Source organism: Hyalangium gracile (assembly GCF_020103725.1).
Lineage (GTDB): Bacteria > Myxococcota > Myxococcia > Myxococcales > Myxococcaceae > Hyalangium > Hyalangium gracile.
In genome coordinates this window covers 295,436-310,587 of sequence record NZ_JAHXBG010000009.1, presented here as the reverse complement: position 1 = coordinate 310,587, position 15,152 = coordinate 295,436, and the positions used below count along the sequence as shown (strand labels likewise).

The window sequence follows — 15,152 nt, the reverse complement described above, 5'->3', positions numbered from 1 at the left end:
CAGCGACTCGACCTGCCCGTGAAATCGTCAGCACCCAAATGGAGAACCGCGCTGACAATCAGAACGGTCGTGTAATCTCGGAGGACCGATGTGGCAGATCATCATCAACGGCCCGGGCTACTTCGACACTCCGTACGATCTCCCCGAAGGGGTGACGAGCCTCGGCCGAGCAGATGAGAACGACATCGTGCTCGGCGGAGATCTCGTCTCCCGCAAGCATGCCCGTCTGCACGTGGATGGGGACGCGCTGCGCATCGAGGACCTGGGCAGCCGCAACGGCAGCCGCATCAACGGTCAGCCCCTGCAGGGCAGCAAGGACTTGTCCCCCGGAGACACCGTCACGCTCGGAGAGAACACCCTCTCGGTGCGCCAGCCCCACACGGTGGAGAGCGCCGCCACGGAGATGGTGGACCTGGGCGCCGGAGGGGTGCGCCGCTTCGGGATGGGGGATGACGTGGCGCCCTCCGTCATCCTCGCCAAGAACGTGAAGGACCTGGACGTGCTGAGGGCGCTCGACAACTTCGAGCCCGTCGCCTTCGATAATCCCACGGGGGCCGGCACGCCCATCGACCCTGGGACGGCCAGCCCCCGCGTCTCCTACGAGACGCTCGTCCTGCTGTTCCGCACGGCGGAGTCGCTGGCCACCGCCGACACGCTGCCCGCCTTCCTCGAGTCCGCCATGGACCGCGTGCTCGAGCGCACCGAGGCCACCACCGCCGTGGTGCTGCTGCGCCACTCCAGCGGCGTCCTGGTGCCCGCCTCCGTGCGTCACCGAGGCAAGCTGGCCAAGGGCGAGGTGCCCGTCTCGGATGCCGTCGTCGAGGAGGCCCTGCGCCAGGGTCGCGCGCTGGCCGTGGGCGATGTGCGCGATGACCGGCGCTTCGCTGGCCGCGAGAGCGTCATCCTCTATGGAGTGGACCGGGTGCTGTGCATCCCCATCGGCCGCGAGCCCCCCTTCGCCGGCGTGCTCTACGTCAACACCCCCGCGGAGGCGGAGACCACCCTGGAGGTGATGCTCGAGGCCTGCACCGCCGTGGCCCACCTGGTGGCCAGCGGGGTGCAGCGCTTCTCGGCGCAGCCTCAGAAGGAGGGGGCCGGCAGCGGCGCGGGCCTGCGCCGCCTGCTGGAGCGCTTCCACCCGCCCGAGGTGGCCGAGCGCCGCGCCGTGGAGGCCCTGCGCACCGGAGGCCGGCTGCCGGCGCTGGAGGAGCGGCCCCTCACTGTCCTCTACGCGGAGATGGCGGGCTTCGGCGCGCTCAGCTCCCGGATCGGCCCCACGCGGGCCTCCGCCGTCCTCAACGACTTCCACGCGAAGATGAGTGGCCTCATCTACAGCTTCGAGGGCTCGGTGGAGTCCTTCCTGGGCGAGTCCGTCCGGGCCCTCTTCGGCTACCCCACGGGCCGGCCGGATGATCCCGTCCGGGCGGTCCGGGCGGGGCTGGCGCTGCGCGCCGACTGGCAGCGGGCCATGGCGCGCCGCCCCGCGGACGAGCGGTGCGAGCTGCGCATCGCGATCCATACCACTCGAGGTCTGGTGGGGATGATCGGCCCCGAGGCCCGGCTGGACCTCAGCGCGGTGGGAGAGGGTGTCCCCATCGCCGGCTGGCTGGCGAACACCGCCACCCCGGGGCAGGTCCTGATTACCGGGAAGACCCTGGCTTCCATCGGAGCGCGCTTCGACGTCCTCCCTCTGGGAGAGCGCCTCGTGAGGCCCCCCAAGGACAAGGTGGCGGCCTTCGAGGTGCTGGAGGAGGACGTCCCCCAGCTCACCAATCCAGGGGTCAGGTAGGCAGGGAATCGCCTGTCCCATGGCCCCGCGTCCGGTTGACCGGTTGAGAGGCGGCCCCGAAACAGGCTTGAATGCGTGGACCGTGGGCCCCCACACCGAATGAACACGTCTCCCTCCTCAGCCCGGCTGCGTCCCTTCCGGCCGCAGCCGTTCGGCCGGTACACGCTCCTGTCCCACCTGGCGACGGGCGGGATGGGGGAGATCTACCTGGCGCGGCTGGAGGGAGCGCAGGGCTTCGAGAAGCTGTGCGTCATCAAGAAGATCCTTCCCCAGCTGGCCGAGGACAAGGAGTTCGTCGACCGCTTCGTGGGTGAGGCGCGCACGCTGGTGAAGCTGCAGCACGGCTCCATCGCCCAGGTGCTGGACATGGGGCTGCACGAGGGCGATGCGTACATGGCCCTCGAGTACGTGGACGGCAAGGACCTGAGAAAGGTGGCCGGGCGCGTGCGCGACAAGGGCGTGCCGCTGCCGCTCACCTTCGTGCTGTTCGTGATGGGGCGGGTGCTGGACGCGCTGGCGTACGCGCACCGCAAGCGGGACGACGACGAGAAGGAGATCCACCTCGTCCACCGGGACATCTCGCCGCAGAACATCCTCATCTCCTACGAGGGGGAGGTGAAGGTGATCGACTTCGGGCTGGCCAAGAGCCGGCTGTCGGCGGCGAAGACCAACCCGAGCATCATCCTGGGCAAGTTCCTCTACATGTCCCCGGAGCAGGCGAAGCACCAGCAGGTGGACCGCCGCAGCGACCTGTACGCGGTGGGGCTGTGCCTCTACGAGCTCATCGCCGGCAAGAACCCCTTCGACAGCGTGCACTCCGGCGAGCTGATGTCCGCGGTGGCCAACCCGCGCATCGTCCCGCTGCTCGAGGTGGAGCCGTTCACGCCGCCGCCCGTGGCGCAGCTGGTGATGAAGGCGCTGGCGGTGGAGCCGGCCCAGCGCTTCCAGACGGCCGAGGAGTTCCGCGGCAAGCTGGTGAGCGTGCTGATGGAGATCGATCCGAGCGCGGGCCCGGAGAGCGTCAGCCGCTTCATGCGTGACTTGTTCGCCGCCGAGTTCCAGGGCGAGCGCAAGCTGCTGGCGCAGCTCAAGGAGGTGTCGAAGACGGGCGAGCTTCCCCCTCGCTCCGAGCTGGACACGGATCCGGGCGCGCGCTTCCCGGTGCCCAGCCTCCCGCCGAAGACCATCAAGCTGGACCCGCCCACCCAGCCGCTCTCCTTCCAGCCGACGCCTCGCAGCCGGCCGGGGGCCTCGGTGCATGATGAGGAGACGCGGCCGGGGGTGGCGGTGGCGGAGACGCGTCCCGCCGTCTCCTTCGAGGCGCTGGATGCGGCCGCTCGTGCCCGCGTGCGCCCGTCGCTCTCCTCCACCTCGCCCACCACCGACACCGTCACGGTGGAGGTGCGCACCGATCCACACGAGCGGACGCCTCCGCTGCCCGTGGGCACGGCGGCGCCCTCGTCCCCGCGCACGAGCGCGCCGACGCTGGAGGTGGCGATTCCGTACGTCCCCGCGGCGGCCGTGCCACCCGGTGTGGCTCCGCCGGCGCAGACCGCGGGCACCGCGCGGACGCTGGAGGCCCCGAAGGTCCCTCCGCCGCCTGCCAGCTCGCCCTCGCTCAAGGCGCTGGAGCCGGCGCGGGCTGCCGTGCCGCCTCCGCCGCCTTCTGGCGGCGCTCCCGCGCCGAGGTCCGGAGAGGTGCCGCGCGCGGGGGCTCCGTCCGCGCCTGGCACCGGCTCGTTCAAGGCCGTCGAGGCGCAGCGCGCGCCGATGCCGCCCCCGTCGCCCGCCAGCGCGCACGCGCATGAGCCTCGCGGTCCCGACGTGGCCCGCTCGCAGGCTCTCACCCTCCAGAACCTCGCGACGGTGGGGACTCCCGAGGCGCAGGGGCCAGGCTCCGCGTCGGCCATGCCGCCGCCTCCGCCCGCGAGCCTCACTCCGCCGGATGCCCATCCGATGCGTGAGCCAGCGCCGCCTCCCGTCCCGGACGAGGAGCCGCCCTCCGAGGCGCCCCCTGCCTCCTCGCGGGAGTGGTCGCGCGGCTCCGCGTCGTCTCGCGCGGCTCAGTCCGATATGGGAGAGGCGCCGGTCTGGGCCATGGATCCCGCGCAGCAGCTGTCAGCGGAGGGCGAGGACGAGCGCCCCGATCCGAGCCGCCGCGGCCTGGACGACACGCATCCCAGCTACCTGATGGCCTCCTCGAAGCCTCCGGAAGACACGCAGCCGCGCGTCGTGCTGGATGAGGATGCCTTCCGAGCGCACCAGGAGGCCGAGGAGCAGGTCATCATCAACGGCGTGCTGGAGGAGCCGACGCCGGCGCGCCCGAAGGCTCCGCGTCGCACCCGCGCGTCGGCCACGGGAATGCCGTCCGTGTCTCGCCCCCACCTGCGCGCGCAGCGCCCCGTGGAGCGCGAGGAGCAAGAGGACGCGAGCGCCGAGCAGGAAGACTCCGGGCCCGTGGTCATCGAGATCGAGGATGGAGGGGCGGACGCGCCTCGGGATCCCCGCGATGACACCCGGAAGACGCCGATCCCCACCCGGCCCGGGGAGAGCAGCCGCCGTGCGCAGCGAGAGGACGCGCGGCGTGGCGCGGCGCCGGAGCCCGCTCGGAAGCGCTCGTGGGCGTGGGTCCTCGTGAGCTTCCTGCTGCTGGTGGTGGCCGGAGCCGCCGTGGTGGTGGCGCTGCCGCAGCTGCAGCACGCGCTGAAGCTGACGGACGATGCTCCGCCCAAGCCCGCGCCGGCCACGCCCATTCCCCGAGTGGAGCCTCCGAGTGGCCCGCCGGGGATGGCGCCCGCGGCCGCGAACCCGACGCCCATCGTGCCTCCGGCGCCCGTGGCCGCGCCTCCCGCCAACGATGCGGCCAAGGCTGCCGCGGCTCCGTCCACGCCTCCGCCCGCCGAGACGGCCAGCCCCGAGGCCGCCGTCGAGGATGACTTCTTCGTTCCGCTGCCCGACGCGCCGCCGCCTCCGGCCAAGAAGGCGAACACGCGGCCCTCCAAGAAGGGCCCGCGCAGCAGGGAGGCCACCGAGCTCCAGAAGGACTGGAGCGCGGTGCGCAGCCTCTATGGGAAGTTCACCCAGGATCAGCCGTGCGAGAGCAGCCGCATCGCCATCTTCTGCCCCCGTTACGAGGAGGCGAAGGAGAGCATGAACGAGCTGGGTGACGAGTACAGCCAGAGTCTTCACAAAGAGGTGAGGACGCTGCGCAGGCTCTTCGAGCAGAAGCGCAACTGAGCCCGTGGCGCCGCTGCTCGAGACACAGGGGCTTCAAGGGGGTTATGGCTCCTCGCCCGTGCTGCAGGGGGTGGACTTCTCGGTGCGGGCCGGGGAGCTGTGGGCGGTGCTCGGGCCCAACGGCACGGGCAAGAGCACGCTGCTGCGCGCGGTGCTGGGCGTGCTGCCCTGGACGCGCGGAGGCGTGCGGCTGCTGGGCCGGGAGCGGGCGCGGTGGGAGTCGCGCGAGCTGGCCCGGAGCGTGGCGTGGGTGCCGCAGACGTTCGAGCCGGCGGAGGGCTTCAGCGGGCTGGAGCTGGTGCTGATGGGGCGCAGCCCGCACCTGGGGCTGTGGGGCCTCACCTCCGAGCGAGACGTCACGCTGGCGCGCGCGGTGCTGGAGGAGCTGGGCGTGGCGCACCTGGCGGAGCGGCCGGGTGAGGCCATGTCCGGCGGCGAGCGCCGGATGTTGCTGCTGGCTCGCGGGCTGGTGCAGGAGCCCGCGCTGCTGCTGCTGGACGAGCCCACCGCCTTCCTGGATGTGGCCCACCAGGTGGGGGCGCTCGCCCGGGTGAGGGCGCGGGTGGAGGCGGGGCTGGGCGCGGTGGCGGTGCTGCATGACGTGAACCTCGCCGCGGCCTTCGCCACCCACGCGCTGCTGATGCGGGACGGCCGGGTGCTGGCACAGGGGCCGGTGGACACGGTGCTGGAGCGCGAGCGGCTCGAGGCGCTGTATGACCTGCCCATGGAGATGGCGCAGGCGCCCTCGGGGGCACGGCTCTTCGCTCCCCGGGCCCGGTGAGGGGCGGCGGCTGCCGATGCCTGCTCCCTTGGTGGTCGCGGCAGGCGGGCGAGTGAGGTGCTCGCGGGGTGGGGCAGGCTGGCTCTGGCGGTGTAGCCTACGCGCCCGATGCCTCGGTACGCCCTGACCCTGTTCGCCAGCGCCTTCCTGCTCTTTGGAGTCCAGCCGCTGGTGGGCAAGTTCGCGCTGCCGTGGTTCGGCGGCACGCCGGCGGTGTGGACGGCCTGCATGCTCTTCTTCCAGGCGGCGCTGCTGGCCGGCTACGCGTATGCGCACGGGGTGGCCACGCGCCTGGCGCCGCGCTCCCAGGTGAAGCTGCACCTGGGGCTGCTGGGGCTGACGGTGGGGGTGCTCGCGGTGCGTGCGCTGTGGGTGGGCTCGCCGGTGGCGCCCGGGCCGGAGTGGCGGCCGGAAGGGGTGGAGGGGCTCACCGGCCGGCTGCTGGCGATGCTGGCGGTGACCATCGGCCTGCCCTTCTTCGTGCTGTCCACCAGCGCGCCGCTCTTGCAGAGCTGGTTTGCCCGCTCGCGGCCGGGGGCCTCGCCCTATCGGCTCTACGCGCTGTCGAACGCGGGCTCGCTGCTGGCGCTGCTGAGCTACCCCCTCCTCGTCGAACCGTATGTGCCACGCAGCGTGCAGGGCTGGGGCTGGGCGGTGGGCTTCGTTCTGTTCGTCGTGGGCTGCGGGGTGTGCGCCTGGGACTTGTGGAAGCGGGAGGCGGTGTCGGCACCCGAGCCTGGAGCTGCTCCTCGTCAGGAGCCGTCGGCGGAGGAGGGGACGCGTCCGGGGCTCGGAAGGACGCTGGCGTGGCTGGGGCTGAGCGCGTGCGCGTCGGTGCTGCTGCTGGCCACGACGAACCAGCTCTCGCAGGACGTGGCGGCCGGTCCGTTCCTCTGGGTGCTGCCGCTGGCGCTGTACCTGCTCACCTTCATCCTGACCTTCGAGCGGGAGACGCTGTACCCGCGCTCGGTGTGCATCCTGCTGCTCATCATCACGGTGGGGGGCGTCATCCGCTCCATCTTCGAGGGGCCGCACTTCCCGCTGACGCTGCAGCTGCTGGCGCACGGCGGAGCGCTGCTGGCGGGCTGCATGGTGTGCCACGGCGAGCTGGTGCGCCTGCGGCCCTCGCCTCGCTACTTGAGCGCCTTCTATCTCTGGGTCTCGGTGGGCGGGGTGCTGGGCGGCATCATCGTCAGCATCGTGGCGCCGCGAGTCTTCGATACGTACGCGGAGTACCCGCTGGCGCTGGCGGCGTGCTGCCTGGTGGCGCTGGTGGTGCTCCTGCCGCGCCCCGCGGGGGAGCAGCCGGTGGCGCGGCTGGGACGGAACCTGCGCGTCTTCGTGCTGGCGGGCGTGGTGTGCGGGCTGGTGGTGGCGGTGGCGGACAGCCGGAAGGAGGTGCGGCTGACAGCGCGCAACTTCTTCGGGGTGGTGCAGGTGCTCGAGAGCGCCAGGGGCGATGCGTACCGGCACCAGTACACGCTCAAGCACGGCGCCATCACCCATGGCGTCCAGTTCGCCTCGCCGGATCGGCGGCGGCAGGCCACGGCGTACTTCACTCCGGAGAGTGGCCTGGGACTGACCATCGCCGAGCTCCGGCGCGTGCGGGAGGCCCGGGGGCAGTCGGCAGGGCTGCGCATCGGGGTGCTGGGGCTGGGCGTGGGCACGAGCGCGGCGCTCACCCAGGCGGGTGACACGGTGCGCTTCTACGAGATCAACCCGAAGGTCATCTCCCTGGCGCAGGGCGAGGGGGACTACTTCAGCTTCCTGAAGGACACCGGGGCGAAGGTGGAGGTGGTGGAGGGGGATGCGCGCATCTCCCTGGAGCAGGAGCTGGAGCGGGGCGAGGCGCAGGCGTTCGACGTGCTCGCGCTGGACGTGTTCAGCTCGGACTCGATCCCGATGCACCTGCTCACCGAGGAGTCGGTGGCGGTGTATCGCAAGCACCTGGCGCCCCATGGTGTGCTGGCGCTGCACATCAGCAACGTGCACCTGGACCTGGTGCCCATCGCGCTGGCGCATGCTCGAGCCTTCGGGATGCACGCCACGATGGCCATCAACGAGACGAAGGGGGATGCGCTGCGCAGCCAGTGGATGATCCTCAGCCCGGACGCGGCGTTCTCCTGGGGGCGGACCTTCGCCCAGTCGAGTGGGAAGGTGCACCGCCTGGAGCTGGCGGAGCCTCCGACGATCACCTGGACGGATGACCGCAGCAGCGTGCTGCCCGTGCTCCGGCTCTTACGCCCGCTGGTCAATGCGCGGACCATCACCGAGCCCCCCTCCGCCGTGCCCGTGGCCCAGCCGGCTTCCCCCTGAGATTCCGCCGAACCATCGCGGGGGTCCTGGAGTAGCCTCTCCGGTGCACGCTGCCCTGATGGGAGAGGAACGGATGCGCTCGTTGCGCGTAGGTGCCTGTTTCGTGTGGCTGCTCGGGCTGACGGCCTGTCCCCATGCCTTCGGGCGCGAGGGGACCATCGACCGTGCCGTGCACAAAGATGCCGAGGAGAACCTCGCGCGCCCTGACTGCACGAAAGAGGTCTATGACGCACTCTGCGGGGAGGGGAAAGACACGACCAAAGAGTGCCTGGAGATATGCGGTTAGTGAACTGGCGTGCTGCCCTCGGAGCCTGCCTGGGACTTCTCCTGGTGCTGCCGCTGGCATGGCTGGCTCAGTCCGTCTTGTATCGACCGCTCCATTCATCGGGGGCGGAGTCGGTGTCGGCGAAGATCAGCCCTGTTCTGGCCTTCGAGGAGCGGAAGGTTCTGACTACATACAAGCGCCGCTGTTCTTCAAATGCAGCCTGCGAACCCCCTTTGGGCTGTCTGTCGGATGCGCGAGCCAGGAAGCACTACTGCACCGATAGCGAGTGTATGACGGATGCGCAGTGCCAGGAGGGCCAGGTCTGTCGCGTGCTGACCACAGCGCACGGGCCTTGGGTCCGCCGCTGTGTGGCATTGGGTGTGCGTGAGGAAGGGGAGCGCTGTTCCAAGCTGCCCTCGAACCAAGAGGACGGATGTCGCCCCGGTCTTGTCTGCGCCGGTGATGGCTGGTGCAGTCGGCCCTGTCGCAAGGATGTCCCGTCTACCTGCCCGGAGGGGTTCTTCTGCGCGGATCTAGCACCGGAGCCGGCATGCCTGCCCACGTGCGAGGCAAAGGGCTGCCCGCAGGGGCAGGAGTGCATCCGGACGCCGCAAGATGGAGCCTCTACGTGCGCGGTGGTGCACGGCAGCAACTGCCAGCAGACACCATGTCCTGACCGACACCGGTGCGACGACTACCTCGTGCCGCAGCGACCTGGGGAAGCATGGCTGCGGTGTGTCCAGCATTGTGGCGACCCGGAAGACGAGCCTTGTCCCGAGGGCTACGCCTGCCGCCCGACGGGCTGCGAACGCCTCTGCTCTCCTTCGGAGCCCGAGGCCTGTGGCGTGGGCTTCACCTGTCTTCAGTTTCCAACGGATTCGCCCTGGCTCTGCAGGCCGGAGTGGTACTTGGAGGACTGACGCCGAGCGCTTGTGCCAAGCTCCGGGCGATGTCGGCCTCCTCGATGCTGGGCGCAGGGCTGCGCGGAGCGGTGCGACGGCTGCTGGCGGCCATCCAGCGACTCCGGTTGCCAGGGCCCTCGGTGCTGCCCGTGGCTGGCGCCGTCGTGGGCGTCTACAGCGGTCTGGCCGCCGGCCTCTTCGCCAACCTCATCCTGCTCGTTCGCGGGCTGAGCCTGGGCTTCCCGCTCCTGGTGGACGCCTTCCGCTCGGACTCGGAGGCCCGGCTGCTCCTCACCGAGGCGCTCACGGCGGCCCGCTGGCACTTCGAGTTCATCATCGTCGGCATCCCCCTGGGCCTGGGCGCGCTCGGCCTGGCTCGCCTCATCCAGCCCGGTGATGGCCGGGAGGTGGTGCGCCGCCGCCTCGAGGTGCTCGCGCTGCTCGTGCTCGGCGCGCTGTCGCTCTACTACCCCCTCGTGGCGCTGGCCGCGGTGAACACCCTGCTGAGCCACGCGCACGGCATGGGCAAGGACCTCGAGGAGCTGTCTCCCTTCTTCGTGGTCCTCGCCCCCGCCCTGGGTGGCGCGGTGGTGGGGCGGCTGCTCCGGGACAGGCCAGAGACTCACGGCCACGGCGTGCCCGAGGTCGTCAAGGCCGTGGAGAGCGAGGGACGTCTCTCCGCGCGGGATGGCCTGCTCAAGCTGGCCGCCTCGGCCGTCACCATCGGCACCGGCGGCTCGGCGGGACGCGAGGGCCCCATCGTCTACGGCGGCGCCGCCTTCGGCTCCGAGGTCGGCCGCACCCTCGGCTTCACCCAGCGGGAGCTGTCCATCCTCATGGCCAGCGGCGCGGGCGCGGGCATCGCCGCCTCCTTCAACGCTCCCATCGCCGGCGCCATCTTCGCGATGGAGATCCTCCTGCGCGAGTTCCAGCTCCGCGTCTTCTCCCCCATCATCCTCGCCAGCGTCACCGCCACCATGGTCAGCCGCGGCATCATGGGCAGCGCCGCCATGCTCGAGCGCGTGGCGTACATGATGGTCAGCGGCTGGGAGATCGTCTTCTACACCGCGCTCGGGTTGATCTGCGGCGCCCTGGCCTACGCCTTCATCCAGGCGCTGCACGGCGTGGAGGAGTTCTTCCAGGGCCGCCGCCCGGGGCGAGTGTCCGCCTGGCTCGGCCAGCAGCCCCTGCCCATCCGCGCGGCGCTTGGGGGGCTGCTGGTGGGGCTGCTCGCGCTGGCGCACCCGATCGTCTGGGGCACGGGGCACGAGTTCGCCAACGAGGCGCTGGTGAGAGGCCTGCCGCTGGCCCTGCTCGCCTCCGGGTGCGTGCTCAAGCTGGTGGCCACCGCGCTGACGCTGGGCTCGGGAGGCTCGGGAGGCACCTTCTTCCCGGTGACGGTCATCGGCGCGATGGCGGGCGGGGCCTTCGGCGAGGTGCTGCAGACGCTCGTGCCCTCCGTCACCGCGCCCAGCGGCGCCTACGCCATGGTGGGCATGGGCGGAGCCGTGGCGGCCATGACGCGCGGGCCGCTCACGGGGATGATGATGGTGTACGAGCTGAGCGGTAACTACGCCATCATCCTCCCGCTCATGGTCACCTGCACGCTGGCCTCCGCGCTCTGCCACGTGCTGGTCGAGCGCCGCGCGGCACGCGCCGGAGCGCACAGGCTCGCGCTGAGGCGCACGCCCGTGCGGGAGCTGGTCACCTGGGAGGAGCCCGTGGCGCCGGAGCTCCCCGCCACCGCCCTGCGCGAGCGCCTGCTCTCCTCGGTATCGGCGGCGCTGCCGGTGCGTGGCGCGGACGGGCGTCTGAGAGGCGTGGTGGTGGCGGGCGCGCTGGGCGAGCGCTGGCGGCAGGCGGGAGAGGCCGCCACCGTGGAGGCGCTGCTGGACGCCGGGCCCGCGCTCTCCCAGGAGACGCCGGTGGCCGAGGCCCTGGCGACGATGGACGCGCAGTCCGTGAACGTGCTCGCGGTGGAGGGCGGCGAGCGCGTGGGCGTGGTGACGCGCATGGGCCTGGAGCGCTTCCTCCAGGCGGGCCACCACTCGGCCCCGCTGCACGAGCACCCCGTCGGAGTCACCGAGCTGCGGCCCTGAGCCGGCTCAGGAGCCGGGAGTCACCGGCGCATACGCTCCGGCCGGGCTCAGGTCGAGCACCACCAGCAGCGTCAGGACGGCGCACGGCATGGCCATGGCGGCCGCGCCGAAGTGGAAGAAGAGCAGCGGCCCCACGGTGCACCCGATGAGGAACGCCGTGGCCAGCCCCAGGTGCAGCCGGGTGCGTGCGAACTGCTCGGCCGTGGGCAGCCTGCGGATCATCCACACCAGCCCGCCGAGCCCATGGCCCCGGGCCCCATCGCGGACCCACGTCATCATCTTCACGAGCTGGATGCCGATGTCCGTGACGACGCCCGTCATGTGCGTGGTGCGCACCACGGCGCCCGACACGCGGGTGACGAGCGCGTTCTGGATGCCCATGGCGTAGGCCATGCCCCAGCCAATGGTGGGCTCCTTCAACCCCGGGTGCCGAGTGGCCCACAGCCCCACGGCCGCCAGCGTCAGCGCCTCCACCAGCAGTGCCATGGCGTGCCGTCCCCGCGGCCGGCGGCGCGACATGTCCATCAACACCGTGGCGGTGACGGCCCCCAGCAGGAACGCGAAGACGAGCAGGCCCGCCTCCACCGCCAGGTCCCATGTCCCCTTGGCGAGGTACTCGCCCACGTTGGCCAGGTTGCCCGTCATGTGGGACGTGTGCGTGCCGAGCGCGAAGAAGCTGATCGCGTTCACCTCTCCCGCCACGCTGGCCAGGAGCAGGGCAAGCAGCATGTACGCGCGGCGGCTGGCGGGAGATATCTCGGCGCTGGAAAAGGGCATTGAGCGAAGGCTCGGGACTGCGGGGATGCTAACACCCGCCTCTCGTCTGTTCAGTCGGAAGTCCCGCTCGGCCCTCCGGAGGGCAGGCAGGGAATGGCCTGGCACGTACTCGAGGGAACCGCTATCTCCTCCATGTTGTTGCTGGTCAAAGCGTCGGCCTTCAGGCTGGGGGCAGGCGTGGAGGCAGGGATGCGGAGGTTTCTCGGCAGAGCGTGGGTGTTCGCGGTGGTGGCGACCGCCATCGGCCTGGCCCTGTATGGCCGGGCGGAAGAGCGGGCGGCCCATCAGGTCGAGCCCCGCGAGCAGGCCGAGGCCTCGGAAGCTCCGCCGCGCGTGGAGGCCCTGGGGCTTCCCTCCGGCCCACCCGGGGAGGTGCGGACGCTCCCCGTGGCCGAGGCGGCCAGCGAGGCGGACGGGCTGCTCGATCTTCAGGTGATGTCCGGGGGGCTGCCGGTGCCGCGCGCGCAGGTGCGGCTCTACCGAAGGGATGGGCGAATCCCCGACACCGGGCGGGTGGACTGGCGCGTCGCGGCCGCGGGAGCCACCGGGAACGATGGGCGCCTGCTGATGCCAGCGCTGGCGGGCTCCTACCTGCTGGTGGCGAGGGCCGAGGGGCTCGCTCCGGCCTGGCTCAACCTGATGCATCCGCTGGGCGGGCCCCGCACGCCGGTGAGCCTGCGGCTGGAGGAGGCCACCTCCCTCTCGGGGCGCACGGTGCTGCAGGGCTCGGGCAGCCCGCTCCCCGAGGCCGAGCTGACGCTCACGCCGGACGTCCATGGCTGGGAGCAGGAGGATCGCCCGGACGCGCCCGCCGAGGAGCGGGTGACGGTGACGAGCGACGCCGCGGGCCGCTTCCGCGTGGAGGGACTGGCGCCCGGCCTCTACTCGGTGGAGGGCCGCCCGCCCGGAAGCACCTCCACGGTGGAGTGGACGCTCCGCCTGCCTCAGGCCGAGCCCCTGGTGCTGGCGCTACCGAAGCCGGGCGCGCGGCGGCACACGGGTGCTCCTCGGCGGCCGCCGTCGAAGGAGCTCCGCTGCGGCATCTGAGGGGCGGCGCCTATCCCGGCGGCCAGCCCATGGGGCGGCCCGCGACGAGGTGCAGGTGGATGTGGAACACCGTCTGGCCGGCGTCCTCGTTGCAGTTCATCACCAGGCGGTACCCCTTGTCCGCGTGGCCCCGCTCCTTGGCCACCTTCGCGGCCGCCGTGTAGAGGTGCCCCACCGTCTGCCGGTCATCCATCTCCACGTCATTCACCGTGGAGATGTGCTTGAGCGGGATGAAGAGCACGTGCGTGGGCGCCTGCGGGTTGATGTCCTCGAAGGCCATGCACGTGTCGTCGCGGTAGACGACCCGGGCGGGGATCTGACCATCTCGAATCTTGCAGAAGAGGCAGTTCGTCTGGGACATGGGGACGGCTTACCAACCTCGGGCGCGGCTGGGAACGGGCTCGCGCACGAAGCGTCCACTCATGGCAGTCGCCAGCTGTAGCCCGGGTCGGGCGTGCAGCCCGGCAGCGCCAGGCGCAGCAGGAGGAACCCATGGTCTTGCGCCACCTGCTGGCCGCCGAAGGCGAGCTCCGGCACGGTGATGACGTAGTTGAACAGGCCCGAGCCCCGGTCCGGGCCCTGGCTCCAGTACAGGGGCACGCGGCGGTGGAAGTAGCTGTAGCCGCCCGTCCAGGCCAGGTGCCCGGGGGCCTCTATCTTGAGCCCGCACATGTCCTCGCGCTGGCCCGCCACCGCCAGCAGCCGGTTGATGGGGCCCGAGTCGTCATAGGCGCTGACCTGCGGCCGCGTGTGCTCGTACTGGCCGATCTGCCCGAAGGTGAGGTTGCCGGCGACGACGGCGGAGCCCAGCCCCACCGCCGCGACGATGAGGGCCAGGGCGGCTCGGATGCGGTACGTCTTCCATTCGGCCATCACCACCTCCAGCCCCACGCCCGCCAGCGCGGCGAACAAGGGGAGGATGGGGATGAGGAAGCGCAGCTCCTTGTGCGGCTGGAGGGCGTGGAGCACGTAGAAGGAGACGATGAGCGCCGCCAGGCCCCGAGCCCGCCACAGGCCGACGAGGCTCAGGCCGGTGGCCACCAGCGTGACGCCCTTCATGGCCCGCAGGAGGACGCGGCTGTAGTAGCTGGGAGGCGCCGTGCCCCAGCCGGTGCCGCCCTGCTGCACGAGGTTGAACTCCAGGTAGACGCGGGCCGAGTGGAACCACTCGCCCCACGTCAGCCGGTCCAGCAGCCCGAAGAGGAAGGCCCAGCCGGCGAGCACACCGAGCGCGAGCCCCGCCGCCCGCCACTGCCGCCGCGCCGCCAGCAGGGCCAGCAGCCCCACGCAGAAGATGCCGTTCTGCAGGCGCAGCAGCACCGCCAGTCCCAACAGCGAGGCACCCACCGCGAGCGTCCGCCGCGATGCGTTGGGCGCCAGCGCGAGCGCCAGCCCCCACACCACGGGCAGGGCGGAGGCGTTCTCGCTCATGGCCCGGGGGGCGAAGTAGATGGGCACCGAGGCCAGGGCCAGCAGCGAGGCGCCCGCGGCGGCGGCGAGCGGACCGGCGCCATAGCTTCGAGCCAGCCGGTAGCTGCCCCACGCGGTGGCGGTGCCCACCAGGGCGAAGAACCCCTTGATGAACCCCAGGTAGCCACCCGGCGTGTCCAGCCCGAGCCCCCGCGCCACCTGCATCAGCCCGGCGACCAGGCCGGGGAGGGCCCAGTTGCGTGCACCTGCAACGAACTCCCAGGCAACCAGGCCATAGCCGAACACCAGCCGATGCGCCGGCTCCAGGCTCTGGTAGATCTCATCCGGCCAGTACAGCCCGTCGTCCGTCAGGGCCAGCCGCACCCGGAGTATGGCCCCCAGCAGAAGAGCCAGGACCAGAAGGCCCCTTGCGAGGTAGGGTTCGGACGAGGAGTCTTCAGGGGTAGGAGCGGTGGGCGGCACGTCGAGCAGGCATCTCAAATGGTCCGCCGGGTGATATCCACTTCCT

At 71.5% G+C, this 15,152-nt stretch carries 10 protein-coding genes; 7 read left to right on the top strand and 3 right to left on the bottom strand.

What is annotated here, in order from left to right; genetic code table 11:
- The first annotated feature begins 88 nt into the window (after window positions 1–88).
- From KY572_RS20605 to KY572_RS20580, 6 genes are all read left to right on the top strand, one after another.
- Window positions 89–1,789, top strand: a complete 1,701-nt coding sequence (locus tag KY572_RS20605) for an FHA domain-containing protein (RefSeq protein WP_224244607.1) — start codon at window positions 89–91, stop codon at window positions 1,787–1,789.
- A gap of 99 nt (window positions 1,790–1,888) precedes the next feature.
- Entirely contained in the window at window positions 1,889–5,026 is a 3,138-nt protein-coding gene (locus tag KY572_RS20600) for a serine/threonine-protein kinase (RefSeq protein ID WP_224244606.1), read from the top strand.
- 4 nt (window positions 5,027–5,030) lie between these two features.
- A complete protein-coding gene (locus KY572_RS20595) occupies window positions 5,031–5,807 on the top strand; it encodes an ABC transporter ATP-binding protein (RefSeq protein ID WP_224244605.1) in 777 nt (258 codons plus the stop codon).
- Window positions 5,808–5,915: 108 nt separating this feature from the next.
- The gene (locus KY572_RS20590; RefSeq protein WP_224244604.1) at window positions 5,916–8,123 is read left to right on the top strand and encodes a fused MFS/spermidine synthase; all 2,208 of its coding nucleotides are present in this window, start codon (window positions 5,916–5,918) and stop codon (window positions 8,121–8,123) included.
- A gap of 73 nt (window positions 8,124–8,196) precedes the next feature.
- Window positions 8,197–8,409: a hypothetical protein gene (locus KY572_RS20585; protein WP_224244603.1), complete on the top strand. Its 213-nt coding sequence runs from the start codon at window positions 8,197–8,199 to the stop codon at window positions 8,407–8,409.
- Between the two features lie 928 nt (window positions 8,410–9,337).
- Window positions 9,338–11,389 carry a chloride channel protein gene (locus tag KY572_RS20580; protein ID WP_224244602.1) on the top strand — a complete coding sequence of 684 codons (2,052 nt, stop codon included), beginning with the start codon at window positions 9,338–9,340 and terminating at the stop codon, window positions 11,387–11,389.
- A 6-nt stretch (window positions 11,390–11,395) separates the two neighbouring features.
- Here the strand turns inward: KY572_RS20580 and KY572_RS20575 are convergent, their stop codons facing one another.
- Window positions 11,396–12,166, bottom strand: a complete 771-nt coding sequence (locus KY572_RS20575) for a YoaK family protein (protein WP_224244601.1) — start codon at window positions 12,164–12,166, stop codon at window positions 11,396–11,398.
- Window positions 12,167–12,355: 189 nt separating this feature from the next.
- Here KY572_RS20575 and KY572_RS20570 point away from each other — a divergent pair, with 189 nt between their 5' ends.
- Window positions 12,356–13,213: a carboxypeptidase-like regulatory domain-containing protein gene (locus tag KY572_RS20570; RefSeq protein WP_224244600.1), complete on the top strand. Its 858-nt coding sequence runs from the start codon at window positions 12,356–12,358 to the stop codon at window positions 13,211–13,213.
- A 10-nt stretch (window positions 13,214–13,223) separates the two neighbouring features.
- Here the strand turns inward: KY572_RS20570 and KY572_RS20565 are convergent, their stop codons facing one another.
- A complete protein-coding gene (locus tag KY572_RS20565) occupies window positions 13,224–13,574 on the bottom strand; it encodes a histidine triad nucleotide-binding protein (protein WP_224244599.1) in 351 nt (116 codons plus the stop codon).
- Between the two features lie 59 nt (window positions 13,575–13,633).
- On the bottom strand, window positions 13,634–15,106 hold the full coding sequence (locus KY572_RS20560) for a glycosyltransferase family protein (protein ID WP_224244704.1): 1,473 nt from the start codon (window positions 15,104–15,106) through the stop codon (window positions 13,634–13,636).
- Between the last annotated feature and the right edge of the window lie 46 nt (window positions 15,107–15,152).